Raw genomic sequence first — 18,020 nt, forward strand, 5'->3', positions numbered from 1 at the left:
CATATTTTATCTTTCACATATCTTACCAAACATTTTCAAGCCACAAGAATTCAACATCCGGATTGGGATATATCATGTTCTCCCAAAATCCGAAACATGCAAATTAGGATTTTATATATAACAGTGTTGTTGTGTTATTTTTTAACACTAAGTGTTTTACTTATAACATTAAGTCGGGCTGCTTTTGTTGGGGTCGTTTTTTCTTATAGTTTGATACTCATGTCTTCAACGAAATTCCAATCCACATTTAGGAAATATAAAAAAATAACAGGACTATCATTTCTAATTTTATTTTGCGTGTTTGGAATTACACTTTTTTTGATAAAACCTGTTTCTGCAAACGGAAGACTGTATATATGGAAAATTTCGGTTATCGCAATATCTCAGAATCCCATTTTTGGATGTGGACAGGGAAATTTCCCTCGAAGATTTACTCAAGCACAAGAACAATATTTTCTCAATAATAAACTGACAACTAAAGAAACGTTATTAGCTGAACCTGTTAAATATGCATTCAATGACTATTTAAACATTCTCACAGAAAAAGGTTTTATAGGCTTCTTATTTTTTGTTGCTATATCTGGAATTTCTATATGTAATTTATTTCGGAATAAATCTATTTACAGATATGCCACAATAGTCTTATTCATTTCTGCTTTTTTTTCCTATCCATTTCAAGTTCTTCCTCTACAAATATTATTCATTGCTTTCTTGGCAGATAAAACAAATGATACCAAATTGATAATCCCACTAAAAAAATCTGTAGGAATTTTGATTATATCATGTATTTATTGTATATCATGGTTGTGCTATTGCAATTATAAGCAGATAATTTATCATTATAAGATTTGGACGCAAGAAAAAGAATTTATATCTTTGAGTAGGTACGAATTTAGAGATTCCCAAACGTTCAAACAACATTATAAATATCTTCAATATAATGCTTTTTTTTTATATGACTACGCTAATTTTCTTTATAAAAAAGGAGAAATAGATCACGCTTTATACATCAGTAAAGTCGGTGCTGAAAAATTCAATCTCTCTGAATTTCATAATATATTGGGAACGATTTATCAAGAAACTGAACAATTGTACGAAGCGGAAAGCCATTTCAAACGATCTCTAGCAATCACTCCTAATAAATTATATCCCAAATTTAAATTAGCTATGTTTTATTACGATACAGGTCAATACAAAAAAGCTTGCGAGACGATTTCTTATTGTCTGAAGGCTCCAATTAAAATTGAATCAGAAGCCACCCGAAGCATGATAAGTCAACTCGCAAAAATTCATGAAGAACTTCAATGCAATTCAATAAACTACTAACAATTTAATATCAGAATTTATGCAAGTAAAAACTTTATTCAATGTCAAGCCATCGATTTTGGCAATTTCTCCGACTCATAAATGTACCGCTGCATGTGAAAATTGTTGCATAGGTTGTAATCCTAATATAAAAGAGATTATGGATTATAATACCATGATAAGTCACATCGATAATAGTTTTGCAGCTTTCCCCAAAATTAAAGTTGTAGTTTTTACCGGAGGTGAGTGTACTCTTCTTGGCGAAGATCTGGTTAATGTCATTAAGTACGTCACAGATAAGTATAAAACTGTAACGCGAATTGTAACCAATGCTCACTGGGCAACTTCTTATGAAACAGCCTATAAAAGACTAAAAGAATTGAAGGATGTGGGTTTAACCGAATTAAATTTTAGTACCGGTGACGATCATCAGAAATTCGTTAAGGTCGAAAAAATAATAACCGCAGCAAAAGCAGCGTGCGATCTTGGATTTATGACAGTATTAATTAACATTGAAGCTGCAACAGACAGAAATTACACTTCAGAGAGATTGAAAAATGATGAAACTCTTGCTGACTTAATTAATGAAAAAAAAGTTATGTGTAGTTCTGGCGCATGGATGCCATTCAAAAAATATTATGAAAATATAGCAAGTAAAAATTTCCTTCCCGAACAAAATTTTGAACGCTGCACTGAAATCTTCAAATCGATTACTATTAACCCATATTCACAAATGTTGGCATGTTGCGGGCTAACCGTAGAATACAACAAATTCCTTAAATTGGGAGACATATCAGACCCTTCCATTTCGATAAAAGAACTCTATTACAACCAGTTTAATGACCTGTATAAAATATGGCTTTATACTCATGGACCTGCTTATATATTAAAAAAACTATGTGAGCATATAGGGAAAGAATTCACACCGAAAAATCACACTTGTGCTTATTGCATCGAATTAATTAAACCTGAGTATGCAACTACTTTAAAAGAAATAATGAAAGATGAACTGCAAAGCATAATTTTCAAAGCTAAGATGCTAAAGACTAATTTTAATATTAAAGAGAATAAAGGAAATAATACACCAAATTATATATAGGAAAATAATCTAATCAAATTTATTAAGAGATGAAGAAGAAAACTAAAAACCTCGTAAAAACCGGTTTGACCGGAGCTATTGGCATTATCTCCATCGGGTTGGCGCAAACTTCATGTAACACAGACTACTACAATTTAGATGATAATTTGTATGGAAACTTTGCTCCTAATACTAAAAGTGGAGAGACATTCTTTAATCTTTCAATGATGGGTTATACTGATGACGTAGTTAATTATACTCGTGCCATAACTGTATTGATCCAACAATTCACGCTCGATGAAGCCGCCGCCCTGCAATTCCAGCAAAATCCAGAACTATATGTTAATGACGTAAAGAAACAGTTGAACATTAATTTAACACAAGACGATGTTACTTTTTTAAAAGCGTTTACGGATCCAGAGATAAGAACAGCAATACTGAATAATGATCTTAAGGCGTTCCTTAATGTCACAGTCAAAAAAGGTTACAATAAATCCCAACTCTCAATCAGTAAGGTTCCGCTACGTGACAGATTTAAAACAGAAAAGGATTACAATGCTTACCTTCAGAGGTTAGAACAGTACGAGCAAAAATATGGCCCGTTACCGGGTCCGCTTGAAAACGATGCTATTGCTCCCCGGCAGGCTGTTGAAGTCCCTCTTGTAGCAGTCACAATTGGAGGAGCGGTTGAAGCTATAGTCGCTCATGAAGAAGTCGCCGTAGATGAAGCCTATTTGGTACATGAAAACGGATATGCTGTCACAGATGAAGGAGCGATTAATACTGAAACAGCAATTAACAACGAAAGTTGGGTCTGGAATACAGAAAATCTTTTCTGGGGCGAAAGTTCCAAGGCAATGATGATGAGAGGGCTTAACAAAAGTGTACCCACATTAAGACTATGGACTGACAATTTTAACGAAATGGATTCCGAAAAAATCTACAAAGTTTTGGTCGATGAACCTGTTGAACAAATTATGGAGGTTTTTTATCCTGAAGCATCAGATAAATTCAAAGAAGAAACAAAAGCATTGCTCAAAAGGAAGTTAGAGGCAAATTATGGAATAAGTATGTGATAATTTTAGATTCAAGATTGGATAAAAATAATTAACTTTTATCCAATCTTGAATCTAATTTTGTATAGAGAAAACAATTTTGCTGGAAGATCACGACATTATAAGTAATAGAGGTACTGTCCATACGATAGGATAAAATCGAATCTTCAGAATAAAGTACAGTATCATTACAAATAGTTATAATTTACTAATTTATAGACATTCATATTATTATAAATGTTGTTATATGAGTGAAAAAAGAATTATACTAAACTGCGTTCCGCCTGCATCTTTGAAAATACCTGTTCCGGGCCTATCGATATTGAAATCATGGCTTTCAAAAAATGGTTATAAATCTACTATAATTTACTGGAATCTAATCTTTAATAAGATTGAAAAATATTTCACAAGTGGTAATAAATCTTTTTTTGATCATGCAGTTTATGTGAATTATTATATTCATAAAATAAAGAAAGAAAGTTTACGCCAATCTTTGAAAAGAATTATTCAAGAAGCAATTCCATCAAAATTAATGACCGCTCCTGATTTTTATGATCAACATATGAATGAATATGTAGATAAGATTGATCAGACTATTGAAGATATAATTTATAAGTATCATTCGAAGAATGTATTATTTTGGGGATTCTCATTGAAAATGGATGGATGGATAGTTTCTTCAATAATAGCTAAAAAACTAAAAAGTATTGTTCCACATATTCCGATAATAATTGGTGGTATAGATACTCCGAAAGAAGCTAAAGCTTTTTTAAAGAATTTTCCAGAATTTGATATAGCTGTTTGGGGTGAAGGAGAAATTCCAATTATTCAATTGGTTGATATTATAGAAAACGGAGGTAATCTGAGTAACATTGGCAATATTGTTTACCGAGATAAGACTTCAGAAATTATGACGACACGCCAGAACAATTTTTTTTCAGATCTTTCTGCGGATTATTTTCCTGATTATTCTGATTATTTTCTCCAAAAAAAGGAATTGAATTATTATGGATCTTGTGTTATTCCTATAGAAAGAAGTCGCGGCTGCCATTGGAACAGATGTAAATTTTGTTATCTAAATCGAGGTTATAAATACCGACTCAAATCCACCGAAAAACTATATGAAGAAATCGTTTATATGATTGAGAATTATGGTGTATATGAGTTTGAATTTTTAGATAATGATTTTATAGGAACAGACTTACAACAATTTGAGACATTACTTAAAGTTTTAGCTAAAATTAAAAAAATCTACCCTGATTTTAGGATAATTGCAGCAGAAGTTATAACCAAAGACTTAAACCATTCTATTATAAAAAAAATGTACGAGATTGGAGTTGATTATGTGCAAATTGGATATGAAAGTACAAGTAATAATCTTTTAAAAAAAATTCATAAAAAAAACACTTTTGCGAGTAATCTTTTTTATGCTAAAATTTCGACTCAATACCGTAGACCACTTACATTTTTAAATGTCATAACGAATATTCCCGATGAAACGCTTGACGATATACACGAAGCCATTGATAATTTGAAATATCTGAGGTTCTTTATAAGACCTGAGATTTTCCAGCATCGCTTGATAAACCTTCATGTAAACTCAAAAAGTAAATATTTCCCCCAGCTAAAGAATCAGTTACCATTATATTCATATACCCAACCAGCATATGATTTTTTAGAACATATTATTGATGAAAATGATCGATGGGATATTTTTACCTACCATAAAACGGACATTAATTACATGTGGAAGGTTTTCAGGCAAATCGAGTATTTTTATCTAACTAATAAACATGAATACTTTATATCTAAAAATGATGCGATATACAAATACGTTGAATATGTAAAAGGAAATGAAATTACGAATATTGAATTTCATGAAAATTCATTGGAAGCAAAATTACTTTATTTATGTAATGATCAGGTAGTTTCATTTAAGACTCTAACAAATCAAATAACTTGTTCGACGGATAATGAATTATATGTCACAATTAATTCTCTAAAAGACAAAGGGCTTATATATTGTAATTCAGATTATAGCGAAATTGTAGCGGTAATTGATATTGAGAATGGTAGAGCCGTCAAACCGCTACTTTAAGCTTGAGTTTATTGCCATATGCGACCGAAAATTTAAGATAGAATACTTTTCTACAAACCAATATTAATTTCCTGCAAGGTATCTTTAAAACATATTTCTATGAAATGGATATATATAATTTTTTTAATGCTTTATGCTTTTCATTTATCTGCAAATGATATGGGAGGCCGGTGGAAGGGTAATATAGGATCAGATGATAAGCCTTTCTTTATAATCTTTAATATTGAGATTCATGCTGATTCAATCAGTGGGGTAGCTGATAGCCCTAATCAGCATAAATATGGAATTCCGATTACGTCCATAATAGTAGAAGATAAAAATGTGGATATCAAGATAACCCCATTCAATCTAAATTTTAAAGGTACTTTTACATCTGAAAATACCCTTGAGGGGAATATCGTGCAAAATGGAAAATCTTTGACATGTGTATTCAATAAACTTGATAGGCCGCAGGAACCTCGTCCCCCATATAATTATGAGTCTAAAAACATTGTTTTTAAGAATGAGATAGAAAACTTCTACCTCGCTGGTACTCTGACAATTCCTAATAAAATGAATGGATTTCCTGCAGTGGTATTAATTTCTGGATCAGGATTGCAGAATCGAGACGAAGAAATCTTTGATCACCGGCCATTTAGAGTGATCGCAGATTATCTTTCAAGAAGAGGGATAGCGGTATTGCGTTACGATGACAGAGGTTATAATTGGTCGAAAGGACGCGCCGATTCAACAAGTATGGAAGGGTATATGTTTGATGCCATGAGTGCAGTAAATTATTTGAAAACAGTTCCCGGTTTAGATACAACACGCATAGGACTTATAGGACATAGCGAAGGAGGAACAATTGCATTTATGGCAGCGGCAAGAAATCCTTCTATATCATATATTATTTCGATGGCGGGCATGGGGATCCCCGGAGATTCCCTCATGTTGATCCAGAATAGAGATATATTATTGGCAGAAGGGTATTCTGAGGAAATTTCAAGTAGTTATTGTGCATTATTACAGAGGGTTTTTGATATATACAAAACATATACGACAGAATACATTTTAGATAATCTACAATCATTAATACAAGAAGTTTATACTAACAATCCTTTGGACTTGCCGGATGAACTCAAAAAAAATATTACTTTATTGTTAAAGACTCCAGTGTCTTATTATTTAAAAGATTTTTTGAAACATAATCCGATATATGATCTTGCCCAAATATCATGTCCGGTGCTCGCTATTAATGGCGAAGTAGATTTGCAAGTAAATTCTTTTCTGAATTTGAACGCTATATATAAAGGCGTACATAATAATGGAAATGATAAAGTGACGATAATTGAATATCCGAATTTAAATCATCTTTTTCAAACCGCTCAAACAGGACGTATTTCCGAATACGGGTCAATTACAGAAACTATTTCTCCTCAAGTTTTGGAGGATATGTACAACTGGATCACACAAGTTGTTTCAACTTTACAATAATAATGAAGCGATGAGAAAGGATGTATCTTAAAAAAAAACTATATATAATTATTATGATTAATACTTTAAATTCCTGAAGAATTGAAATCGGAATTTCCTAATTCTGTATTCTCCGAAAAGTACAATGGTTAAGTCTATATATAGATTTAACCATTGTACCTTATCCTGCCACAACCAGAGTCTCCTGAACGGGATTAACTTATACCGCCCATCCCTTTCCACATCATACTTAACTATTCGAACTGTCAACACCCAAATCAATCTTCGATATATTCTATTATTTAATTATCAAATAATGACAAAACATATAATTTGCACTACACTTATAGTCGTATTATCATTGATCTCATGCCGGGATTCTGAAAAGCAGTTGCAGAAATCTTTAGAACAAGCTGGATTTAACCGTATGGAGTTCGAAAAAGTTTTAGTTCATTATCAAAGTGACCCTCAAAAACTTAAAGCTGCAAAGTTTCTGATCTCCAACATGAAAAACAAATGCAGCATAGACAGTACGTCCATTATGTCGGTACAGCCGTATTATGATGCTCTGATAAATTATCTGAAGAATCACGGGGATTATGGCCCAACCATGATGTATTATCTATGTGATAGCATAAAGAACAAAACAGCCGGTTCTCCATCCCCAACTCCGTTGTATAATTATGATCTGCAAATACTTACTTCTGATTTTCTGATAAGTCATATTGACAACTCATTCGAAGCATGGCAAAATAATCCGCAAACCCGGAATATTGGCTTCTCTGATTTTTGTAAGTTCATTTTACCGTATAAATGTGATAATACGTTTTGGGCTGACGTGTTCCCATATCTGTTTGGATGTTACAAGCATATCGCCGATACTCTAAAAACAGAATCGTTTATTCAAATCGGGAAATCCATTGATAAACAAATAAAACATAACTTCCGGCAGGATGGTATTTTCTTACTACAATATCCATTTTTACAACCAACGACCAAATATAATTACACGATGGCCCGGCTGGGTTCTTGCGCTGAAGCCAACTACACCGTTATTTCCACACTCAGAAGTTTAGGTATTCCCGCCGCTTTTAATCTTATCCCGTATTGGGGAAATTCCAACGCAGCCCATTCATGGACGGAAATAATCGGCGACGAACCGTCCAAATACTATGACAATCAACAAACCCAATACGACGGCCCCCAAAGTATAATTATCAGCGATATGTTTTGGTTCAATCGTCATTTCGATTTCTTCGACGGCATACCTGAAAACGTTTCTATTCGCTGGTGCAGAACCGTTCCAAAAGTATTCCGGGAAAATTATGCGATACAGAAAGATAATTTGGCAAATATATCCGGATTTATAAACATTCCCGAATTTTTCAATAATCCCGGACTTGAAGATATATCGGACAAATACATCGAGTGCACAGACGTAAAGATCCGATTGGACAAAGATTCGGTTGATAAACGATTCGCTTATTTGTGCTGTTATGTTCCCGAAACTTATTCATGGACGCCGGTAGCATGGGGGAAAATCAAAAGCAACGGTACGGTGCGGTTTGAAAAGATGGGTAAAAACATTGTTTATATGCCTGCGTATTACAGAAACGGTCAAATCGTTCCTGCGGCCTCGCCCTTTTTACTCGACGCGAAAGGAGAAATCGTACCGTTGGAAGCGTCACAAGAAACCGAACCGGAAGCGGTATTTTACAGCAAAGTTCCTTATCGAAGCCATATTCTATACTATGCGTTGGATATGCTGAATTGCTGTTTTCAGGTAGCAGATAAAGCCGATATGTCCGACACGGCAACCATTCATCGAATCGGTAAATTACCTCACTATGGTCAGGAAATCGAAATCGAAAATGCACAACCGGGAAGGTATGGAATATACAGTTTTCCGGCAGGTCGGCACGGTTTCATATCCGATATTGAATTTTACGGACCGGATGAAAACGGGAATGAGACGAAACTCGTCGGTAAACCTATCGGGAATCCGGGAATATACGGAAATGGTTTGTGTGAATTATTTGACGGAAGCCGCATAACTTACTATGCACAAGACCCATCCCGTGGAATCAATTACGTCGGAATGGATTTCGGGAAACCGGTTAAAATTACAAGAATCGTTTATTATCCTCATACCGACGATAATGGAGTCGTTCCGGACGAACTTTACGAATTGTTCTATTGGGGAAGCGGCGGCTGGGTATCCCTCGGCAGACAAACGGGACGTAACGACAAGACGCTCGTTTACAAAGATATTCCTAAAAATGCACTAATGCGACTACATGACATCACGACAGGAAATGAAAACCGAATTTTTATTTACAAAGACAGCAAACAAATATTTTATTGATCTAAGAAAAACTAACGATAATTTTTATTACAGTCAATTTATCAGGCCCGTTATTTTGGACAGAACCCGGAAAGTAATTTCGGTGTATTGGCCGACAATGTCAAACATCCGTTCAATGAATTTTTATTATTGATCGTTGAATTCGGGATCATTGCCTTTTTGATATTACTTCTATTGGCGGCAAGTCTGATACGAAGCTATTTAAAAAATAAAAATGAAGAATCGTTTGTATTGATCTTATGTTTGGCCGCAGTTTTTATTTTCTCCTGTTTTTCATACCCGTTTCAGTATCCGTTTACATGGCTTATCGTTGGTTTTTGCATAAGTTATTTATCTTCCACCCTCTATAACTATCAAGAGCGATCGCCAAATAAATTTCGGATTTTCAAACATGCAGTTGCATTGTTATCCATAGTTTTATTGTCGTTCAATATGAAAAATATGTACTATGATCGCAAATGGAATCAAGCTATTAATCAGATAAAGCACGGAACGACTAAAGAACTTCTATCCGAATATGAAAATTTGCACCCTGACTTTCACAATAACCCTTTTTTCCTTTATAATTACGCCGCGCTACTTAACAATATGAGATATTGGGACAATAGCGCAGAAATAATTCGTAGCTGTGAAAAATATTTGAATGACTGTGATATTCAAATGTTAAAAGGCGATAATTATAAAAAACGACATCATCTTATGCAAGCAAAAGTATGTTTTGAATTAGCATCGCAGATGTGTCCCGGAAAATTTGCTCCGTTATTTGAGTTGGTTAATGTATATGACAGTATTAATCAACCGATTCGGGCGAAAGAATTAGCTGACCATATAATAAACATGCAGGTAAAGGTTCCTTCTGCAACCATTACGGCTATAAAAATGAGAATGATTAAACGTGTGGAAGCGGAATAATTTTTGGTATTAAGACACCTAAATTTTAGACGGTTATGTGTTTTAATAATTCTCAAAGTAAAAACGCCGAACAAATCGCACGGGAATACGGGCGGAAAACGGATATTATCGAAGCATGGAAAGAGATCGTCGAGGAACGTCGCCGCAACGGGGAAAAAATATTCGACCTGACCGACGGAGCATATAACGTTCCCGCCATACTCAGTCCTTTTTCGGCCATCGTGACCGACGAAGAACAGTTAAAGCCCATGCGCTGGGGCCTGATTCCCTACAATACGAAAGATTGGAAAACGGTGCAGCAGAAAGATAAAAGCGGTTGGTACAAAAATGCCAAAGCGGAAAAAGTGTTCGACACTTGGCCCTATAAACTTTCCATCGAACACAAACGCTGTATCATTCCGTCAACGGGATATTTCGAACCCCATTATAATCCGGACGGAACGAAAGCGCCTTATTACGCCCACCTGCCCGAAACCGAAATATTTTCCATCGGCGGATTATGGAGCAGTTGGAAAGACCCGGACACCGGAGAAGATATAGAATCCTATACAATGATAACCATTGGGGCAAACGAACTAATGAGCCAAGTACATAACGGAGGCAATAGCCCGTTTCGCATGCCTTTAATCATCGACCCGAATAACGTGGACCGTTGGCTCGATCCCGATCTGCCCGACCAAGAAATAAAGACACTGTTTCGGAAATTTCCATCCGAGCGAATGGAAGCCTACGAAGTTTCAAAAGCCATGTGGTCGCCCCGCAATATGATGGACCGGCGAATCATAGAGAAATCAGCTAACTGAAATCAATCCTTGGCTTTTACTTTCAGAATGTCATTTATATCGGTCGTGAATTGCCGCGACAGATGTTCGTGCACCGTCTCCAACAGTTTATGCCGCCCTGCCGCAACGCCGACCGTCCCACGTCCCTGTTTGCGGTTCAGATCGTCCATGACGGACATCAGCCGGGAATGTTTACCCCGGTCGATCGGATCGAAAAGGGAAACCTGTACGCCCGTTCGGGGCGAAATATCCCCTAAAATCACTCCGGCTTTTTTGTAACCGAAACCGCTCCTGTAAATCTGCCGCAGAGCGTCGGCGGCCATAGCGGTCAATTCCAACGTGCTGTCCGTCGGCGTAACGAGTTTTACGATGCGCCGTTCGAAACTTTGCGATTGCTCCTTGTGCCAGTCGGTATAGATGAACACGTACAGTTCCCCGCAAACGCTCTTTTGTCTGCGTAACTTTTCGGCGCACGTCGCCGTAAACGAAGCTACGGCGGTATGCAGCATGTCGAAATCCGACACTTCGGACGGGAACGAACGCGACGTGCATATATGTTGCTTGTCGGGGGCGATCTCGTCGATCTCGATACAGGGTTCTCCGCGCAGCTCTTTCCACGTCCGCAGTCCCACGACCGACATTTTTTTGCGTACCCATTGCGGGGGCATCTGCGTAAAATCGTAGGCCGTATTCACTCCGGCGGCGTTCAGCATTTTTTCATACCTCGGCCCGATGCCCCATACATCGCCGACGGGAAATTTCTTTAATACCTTTTCAATATCTTCCGCTTTGTGCATCAAACAGCAGCCGTTCAGTTTTGGATACTTCTTGCACAGCTTCGATGCGATCTTCGCCAGCGTTTTGGTCGGTGCGATCCCGATGCTGACCGGCAGCCCGGTCGAGTGCCGTACCGTCCGGCTGATCGTGTGGCCGAGCGCGTCCAGTTTACCGGGATCGAAACCCCGGAAATCCAAAAAGGCTTCGTCAATCGAATAAACGATTGTCGGGGCGAAACGTTTCAGTATTGCCTGCATCCGGTCGGACATATCCTGATACAGCGGAAAATTCGGAGAGCACAACGCCACGTTGTAAGTGCGAAGCGTGTCCCGCACCTGATAAATCGGTTGGCCCATTTTTAGTCCGATGGCCTTCGCCTCATTGCTTCGCGCGATGATACAACGGTCGTTATTGGACAGCACCACCGCCGGGCGACCGTTCAAAGCCGGGTTAAAGACACGTTCGCACGAAATATAGAAATTATTCGCGTCGCAGATACCTACCATAACTTTACGAAAAGGTTGATCGACGCGAGCACTTTACCCCAGACGGTCAACTCATCGTCCGGGTGCACCTCGATAGGCCGGTATTTCTCATTCGACGGGAGCAGCCATAATTTATCCTGTTCTTTCTTTACCCGTTTCAGCGTAAATTCCCCGTTCAAAAAACAAACGCATATATCGCCATTATCGGGTACGGGAGTCTTGCGGATAACCAGCAAATCCCCGTCGTTGATTCCGTCGTCTTTCATGCTTTGTCCGTCCACCCACGCAAAAAACGTAGATTCCGGGTCCTTAACCAAGTCCCGGTTCAGGTCGATGCGGCGTTCGATGAAGTTTTCCGCCGGAGAGGGAAAACCCGCCGATATGCCGCCCTCGGCCAATGGTAACGATACATGAATATCTGTTTGCGCTTTTACAAGCGTCAGTCTCACATCTTTTTTAGACATACGCTATACAAACGGTAGACAAGTGGCGCATGTTGTATAGGCTCGTTTTCTGATTTCGTGTACTGAATATCTTCTGGGGCGTTTATTTTCTGTTTGCGAAACAGTTATTATTATAAAAAACAATATTCGAAAAAGTAAATTATTTACCCGAAGATATTTCTACAAACAAGCGCGGAAGTGAAAATATTTCGCTTGGTCTTGTGCTGCTATTTTTCTAATACGGTCTTTATTTTTCTTGAATCCCATTAAACGAACGCGAACACAAAGGTAAGGGGGCAGGGCATCCGCCGATATTTCCGGGAAAAAAATCATCCTCGCTGCGCTCCGGTATTTTTTTCCCGGAAACCCCGGCTTGCATGCCCTTATCGCCCCCTTGATACAGCGTGTATCGCGTTGTTAAACAGCAAAATTAAAAATTGATGTTAAACAATGTAATTAATTAATTCTAAAACATTTATTAATATGAAAAGAAAGTTAATTACATGGATCGTAGCGGCTGCCGTAATCGGGTTGACGATTTATTATTGGAAAACGATCCTGCACTGGATTCTGATGCTTATCGCCGGGCTGTGGGTGCTGCGGTTCCTATTCCGGCTGGCATGTCGGCTTATGCCGCTGATCGTTGCCGGATATATCATTTACACATTATTCACTAAATAAATTTTAAACGATGCAAACACGAAAGGTTTATCAAGAAAGAGGCTACAAGAACAGAACCGATTACCTCAGATCGCTGGCCGAGAAATACGGCATAGCAGAGGAACGAGTTTTTGTACTGGGCGATATATACGAACCTGAACAGGATTTCAACGAACTCGTAGAGCATGTTCGGGACATGGCAGGGTTGACAGTATTGTAACAACACGATGCAATTCACGGCAAAGGGGCGGTTTATCCGCCCCTTTGCCATTTTATAAACCTTTTAAAATAAATAATTATGAACAGAAAAGAGAAACAGCAAGCAAGGGCGGAACGTTACGAAGAACTTGCCCGCAAAGCAGAAACGCAGTCTACACAAGCGTGGGAAAAATCACATGAAATGGTATCGCACATTCCGATGGGGCAGCCTATTCTGGTAGGACACCATTCGGAGCGGGGACACCGCCGACTGCTCGACCGTTCGTGGAACAAGATGGGCGAGAGTGTAAAACTCGGCGAAAAGGCCGACTACTACCGGCAAAAAGCGGAAGCGGCGGCGAACAACGATGCGATCTACACCGGGGATGATGATGCCGAAGAACGCCTAAAGGAAAAGATCGCCAAGTTGGAGCAATTACAGGAACAAATGAAAACGGCGAACAAAATCATCCGTAACAAGAAAACAACGGAACAGGAGAAAGTCGCACAGTTGCAGGAGTTGGGAATATCCGAAACCAATGCAAAGGAACTGCTTAATCCGGATCGGTTCGAAGGGTTGGGATTCGCTTCGTTCAGTTTGCAAAACAACGGGGCTTGCATCCGAACGGCCAAACTAAGGCTGGAAAAGGTCATTGCACTGAAGAACGCTGAAACAAAGGAGTACGAGATCAACGGCGTAAAAGTAGTGGAAAATACCGAAGAAAACCGTTTGCAGTTGTTTTTCAACGGAAAACCGTCCGAGGAAATCAGATCAAAACTGAAACACAATGCCTTTCGATGGTCGCCCTCAAACGTTTGCTGGCAATCGTACCTGAACCGCTGGCAGATAAGCCAAGCCAAAACTCTGTTAAACGAATTGTAATCAAAGCGGGGAAACCCGCTTTTTTCTTTTTATAAATTTAAAATCAATAAAAATGGAAGTACAAGAAATCGCAGTTTTAATAGCCCTCTATTCGGACGAATCCATCCGCCGGGCTAAAATACTGCTTGAAAAAAGAGCCGAGGTCGCACGGATCAAACCGATAGTACGGGAGTATCAAACCCGCATACTGGCGGAAAACAGGTGGATTAATGAATTGGAAAAACCTTTTATAGATGTTCATGGCAACGAGGAGAAATACAAAGAACGGATCATACGTTCCCCTGAAGAAACGCACTGGTTGGCAGACGACGATTTTAACGAATACCTGCGACTGTGTTATCAGGAATGTATTAAAGCAGGATTTCATGTGGAAGACAGCGAACATTGCCCCTTGATGGATGCCGAGTATTGCGAGTTACAAGCGGAAAAAGATTTTGTCACTTTTTGGTTGAAACACATCCCCGAAGCCCAAAATATAACATTCGAAAAATTCAAGTTTACCGATCCTGACCGCTATCGTGACATTCTCGACCGTGCTTTAGTTATAATTCAGGAATATTTGGAAAATAAATAAAAATAAGCAGCCGGAACGGGAACTATTTAAGGTTCCCTTACCGGCTGCTTATTTTAAACAGTATTATAATGAGTTACGAGATTATTAAACGAATCCGGTACATTCAGGGCAGGGTAATTGGGGCCAATATCCGATCAAAATACTGCGAGGTAATAACTTGGTACAGTGTTTAAAAGATTATACGATTTTTAACTCTGCCGAGGATGCTGAAATTTGGGCCATGTGTTCCAAATACGATGAAAAACAATTTAGGATCGTTAATACAGAATTGTTATGGAAACAATAATTAGGCTATTGCAGAAAAAACGGAAACTGAAAGAAACATTAGAACAAATCAACAATGACAGCCGTTACAGAAATATTTCTTTTGTTTGTGCAGGCAGCCTGAGAAAAGGCAGCCGCAACTACATGAATCGCATGACGGACAAACTTTGCCGGACGTATGACGAGTTGGAACGCTGTAAAAGGGCTATAAAGATCGTTACAGGCGGTTATTTCGGGCTGGACGATGTAGATTCCTGTCGGACAGACATAATGGCTTATTGGCCCGAATATGAGGCGAACCTGACGATGTATGAACCGATCGTGTATTACGTCGAGATAATCCGCAAATCGTTTTGGGGAAAGTATAGGAACGTATTGGAGAATTACCCGATACGTTTGGACTTCGATACGCCCAACCGTACCGTATTTTGGGTGTATTCCAATAACATCATTCTGCACAGGTCGAAAGACCGACTTGAAAAATATATTTGTTTGAAAAACAAATAATTAGTATATTTGTTATGATGATTGATGAGAAAAGTTCTTAAAAAGGGAGTTTAGGCACATTTTTTAGGCACAAAATAAAAGAGGTCACGATTTTCATCGTAACCTCTTGATTTTCTGGCTCCTCAACAAGGACTTGAACCTTGGACCCCCTGATTAACAGTCAGGTGCTCTAACCAACTGAGCTATTGAGGAATATGTTTCCAAAAGAGAGCGGTTGAAGTTTTTTAATCGAACCCGATGTTTCTCTTTTGCGAGTGCAAATATATACCAAATAATTTATTCTGCAAACAGTTTTGGTAAAAATATCTTCGCTTTTTGCTATTACGACCGCGGGCGTGGCGTATCGGGAATATTGGTGTCGGTCGAGGCGGTCTTCCGTTCGAATGAAATGAAAAAATCCGGAACGTTTCTGATCCTCAGAAAACGTTCCGGATAGGGTCGGGATCGGTTACGGGAACCGGATCCGATCGACGGGCAGCGAATTGTGGAACGCCGTCCGCCGGTCGTTATTGCTGGAAAATTTCTTTGTACTTGTTGATAAAATAGACCGGTGTACAGCTCCAGGCATGGCAGTAGCTGTTGATCGGGTAGAAATTATAGGGGGATTTAAAGTCGTCCTTCGGATCGTACACTTCCCAGAAAGTGTCGGCTCCCTTGCGGATCATACTGCCCCAGTAATCGACCAGCAGTTCTTTTGCCTGCCGGTTCATGCCGCAGTGCAACATTGCTTCGATCAGATAGTGGTAGGCGTAGGGAGAGCCCGGATAGCAGCTTGCCGGATCGGCAAATGCGGCTTCGAGCGCCCGGACGCTCTCTTTTTGGGACAGCGTGCCCGAAAGAATCATCCATACCTGCGATAGGTAGGAAACCTGCCTGTCCGGGCCGGATACGACGACTCCGTTTTTCGAATCGTAGAAGTTTTTCCGCGAAGCCTTCCGCATGGCTTTGACAACTCCGGGCCATTCGGCCACTTCCTGTTCGCGTCCGAGCATCCGAGCGAGTTCGTAGCTCCGGTCAATGGCGAAAGTCATCAGCCCCTGCATCGGCGCGTGGCGGTTCAGGTCTTCTTTCCAGTCGAAAACAAGCCACCATTGCGGTTTCTTGTCCATGTCGTAGATGTCGTCTTTGAGGTAGGTGCGGGCGAATTCGATCTGGCGCACCACCACCGGCCATAGATCTTCGGCGGTTTCGCGGTCGCCGGTGGCCTTCAGGTATTCGTACAGGGTCACTCCGTAGAGCAGGCTGTAATCCATGCAGTGTTGCCCGGTTTGCGGGTGCGGGTCGGGGTATTCGAACACCGTCGCATGCAACCAGCCGTCTTCGTCGGCCAGCGCGGCGAGCAGGTAGAGGCAGCGCCGGGTAAGTTCATGGTTCTTGAACGAGTAGGTATTGGCGAGGGATTCGAGGTACAGATCGCCGATCCACAGCCGTTGGTCGCGTTTCGGGCCGTCTTCGTAGACGGTCTGCATACACTCTTTCAGCGTGATCAGGCCTGTCCGGTTGATCTGGGCGATTATGGGATCCGTGGTCGGAGCCAGTTCTTCGGGCGTGCCGCTCGCCGACGTTACGGCGGTAAACTGCATGTCGGTAATGGCGAAATCGAACGACGAATGGGCCAGCATCTCGATCTTTACATAACGGAAGGCCATACGGCGGGGCAGCGTGACCGTCGCCGGCGCGCGCATCACGGTGACCACTTCGTCTTGCAGCCATGCGCGGCTCAGACCGCCCGGATAGGGATCGAATGGGGTATTCAGTTCGGCGGGCACCTCGGCGAACGTCAGGCGGAACCGCAACGGAGCGTCGGCGTCGGTGTTCAGTTTGCCGATCGTGAACGAGAAGTAGCCGGTAAGATGTTCCCCGAAATCGACGGTCACCTCTTTCAGCGCCTTGAACGATTGGTTGTACAGCGTTTCCATGCCGTCGGTCTCGACCATCTTCCAGCCCTGGAAGGCATCCGGATCCTTTTCGCTGCGGACGAGGCATTGCGGTTTTTTGACGGTTTCGGTTAGTTTCGGCATGTTGTCGGCGGCTTTGCGCAGCCAGTTTTCCCGTTCTGCGGCGAAGGCTACCGGCTGGGCATGCACCGATGCGGCGGTCACCCCGAGAAGTACTACGGATTGCAACAGGTGTACGATTTTTCTCATCGAGTCAGATTTAGGTTAAAAAATATATGCGGTTA

15 protein-coding genes and 1 tRNA gene are annotated in these 18,020 nt (G+C 40.1%); 12 read left to right on the plus strand and 4 right to left on the minus strand.

The genetic code is table 11. The features are described from left to right. The first annotated feature begins 96 nt into the window (after window positions 1-96). The 8 genes from PGR91_RS07495 (at window position 97) to PGR91_RS07530 (ending at window position 11,068) form a co-directional block, all read left to right on the plus strand. Window positions 97-1,326: an O-antigen ligase family protein gene (locus tag PGR91_RS07495; protein ID WP_182424230.1), complete on the plus strand. Its 1,230-nt coding sequence runs from the start codon at window positions 97-99 to the stop codon at window positions 1,324-1,326. A gap of 19 nt (window positions 1,327-1,345) precedes the next feature. After that, the gene (locus PGR91_RS07500) at window positions 1,346-2,404 is read left to right on the plus strand and encodes a radical SAM protein (protein WP_118656126.1); all 1,059 of its coding nucleotides are present in this window, start codon (window positions 1,346-1,348) and stop codon (window positions 2,402-2,404) included. A 29-nt stretch (window positions 2,405-2,433) separates the two neighbouring features. Further along, the gene (locus PGR91_RS07505; protein ID WP_118656128.1) at window positions 2,434-3,459 is read left to right on the plus strand and encodes a hypothetical protein; all 1,026 of its coding nucleotides are present in this window, start codon (window positions 2,434-2,436) and stop codon (window positions 3,457-3,459) included. Between the two features lie 226 nt (window positions 3,460-3,685). After that, on the plus strand, window positions 3,686-5,536 hold the full coding sequence (locus tag PGR91_RS07510) for a radical SAM protein (protein WP_118656130.1): 1,851 nt from the start codon (window positions 3,686-3,688) through the stop codon (window positions 5,534-5,536). Window positions 5,537-5,635: 99 nt separating this feature from the next. Then, on the plus strand, window positions 5,636-7,009 hold the full coding sequence (locus PGR91_RS07515) for an alpha/beta hydrolase family protein (RefSeq protein ID WP_118656132.1): 1,374 nt from the start codon (window positions 5,636-5,638) through the stop codon (window positions 7,007-7,009). Window positions 7,010-7,304: 295 nt separating this feature from the next. Next, window positions 7,305-9,353 carry a transglutaminase-like domain-containing protein gene (locus tag PGR91_RS07520; RefSeq protein WP_118656134.1) on the plus strand — a complete coding sequence of 683 codons (2,049 nt, stop codon included), beginning with the start codon at window positions 7,305-7,307 and terminating at the stop codon, window positions 9,351-9,353. 432 nt (window positions 9,354-9,785) lie between these two features. After that, window positions 9,786-10,265: a hypothetical protein gene (locus PGR91_RS07525; RefSeq protein WP_147387383.1), complete on the plus strand. Its 480-nt coding sequence runs from the start codon at window positions 9,786-9,788 to the stop codon at window positions 10,263-10,265. A 35-nt stretch (window positions 10,266-10,300) separates the two neighbouring features. After that, the gene (locus tag PGR91_RS07530; RefSeq protein ID WP_118656137.1) at window positions 10,301-11,068 is read left to right on the plus strand and encodes an SOS response-associated peptidase; all 768 of its coding nucleotides are present in this window, start codon (window positions 10,301-10,303) and stop codon (window positions 11,066-11,068) included. A gap of 2 nt (window positions 11,069-11,070) precedes the next feature. Here PGR91_RS07530 and PGR91_RS07535 read toward each other — a convergent pair whose 3' ends face one another. Together PGR91_RS07535 and PGR91_RS07540 are read right to left on the minus strand one after the other, a co-directional pair. Beyond that, window positions 11,071-12,330 (minus strand): Y-family DNA polymerase, encoded by a 1,260-nt coding sequence (locus PGR91_RS07535; protein WP_118656139.1) that lies wholly within the window; start codon window positions 12,328-12,330, stop codon window positions 11,071-11,073. After that, window positions 12,324-12,773, minus strand: a complete 450-nt coding sequence (locus PGR91_RS07540; RefSeq protein ID WP_118656141.1) for a LexA family protein — start codon at window positions 12,771-12,773, stop codon at window positions 12,324-12,326. The genes PGR91_RS07535 and PGR91_RS07540 overlap by 7 nt, the downstream gene beginning before the upstream one ends. A gap of 462 nt (window positions 12,774-13,235) precedes the next feature. On the opposite strand from PGR91_RS07540, the gene PGR91_RS07545 reads away from it, so the two are divergent. The 4 genes from PGR91_RS07545 (at window position 13,236) to PGR91_RS07560 (ending at window position 15,067) form a co-directional block, all read left to right on the plus strand. Next, on the plus strand, window positions 13,236-13,433 hold the full coding sequence (locus PGR91_RS07545; RefSeq protein WP_055204427.1) for a hypothetical protein: 198 nt from the start codon (window positions 13,236-13,238) through the stop codon (window positions 13,431-13,433). Window positions 13,434-13,443: 10 nt separating this feature from the next. Then, window positions 13,444-13,632: a hypothetical protein gene (locus PGR91_RS07550; protein ID WP_118656143.1), complete on the plus strand. Its 189-nt coding sequence runs from the start codon at window positions 13,444-13,446 to the stop codon at window positions 13,630-13,632. 78 nt (window positions 13,633-13,710) lie between these two features. Next, on the plus strand, window positions 13,711-14,493 hold the full coding sequence (locus PGR91_RS07555) for a DUF3560 domain-containing protein (protein ID WP_118656145.1): 783 nt from the start codon (window positions 13,711-13,713) through the stop codon (window positions 14,491-14,493). A 52-nt stretch (window positions 14,494-14,545) separates the two neighbouring features. Next, a complete protein-coding gene (locus tag PGR91_RS07560) occupies window positions 14,546-15,067 on the plus strand; it encodes a hypothetical protein (RefSeq protein ID WP_118656147.1) in 522 nt (173 codons plus the stop codon). Window positions 15,068-15,953: 886 nt separating this feature from the next. Here the strand turns inward: PGR91_RS07560 and PGR91_RS07565 are convergent. Both PGR91_RS07565 and PGR91_RS07570 read right to left on the minus strand, forming a co-directional pair. After that, window positions 15,954-16,030: transfer RNA gene (locus tag PGR91_RS07565), tRNA-Asn, on the minus strand. Window positions 16,031-16,344: 314 nt separating this feature from the next. Then, the gene (locus PGR91_RS07570; protein WP_055205059.1) at window positions 16,345-17,985 is read right to left on the minus strand and encodes a family 78 glycoside hydrolase catalytic domain; all 1,641 of its coding nucleotides are present in this window, start codon (window positions 17,983-17,985) and stop codon (window positions 16,345-16,347) included. Between the last annotated feature and the right edge of the window lie 35 nt (window positions 17,986-18,020).

It is taken from the genome of Candidatus Alistipes pullistercoris, from assembly GCF_027665465.1.
Lineage (GTDB): Bacteria > Bacteroidota > Bacteroidia > Bacteroidales > Rikenellaceae > Alistipes_A > Alistipes_A hominis.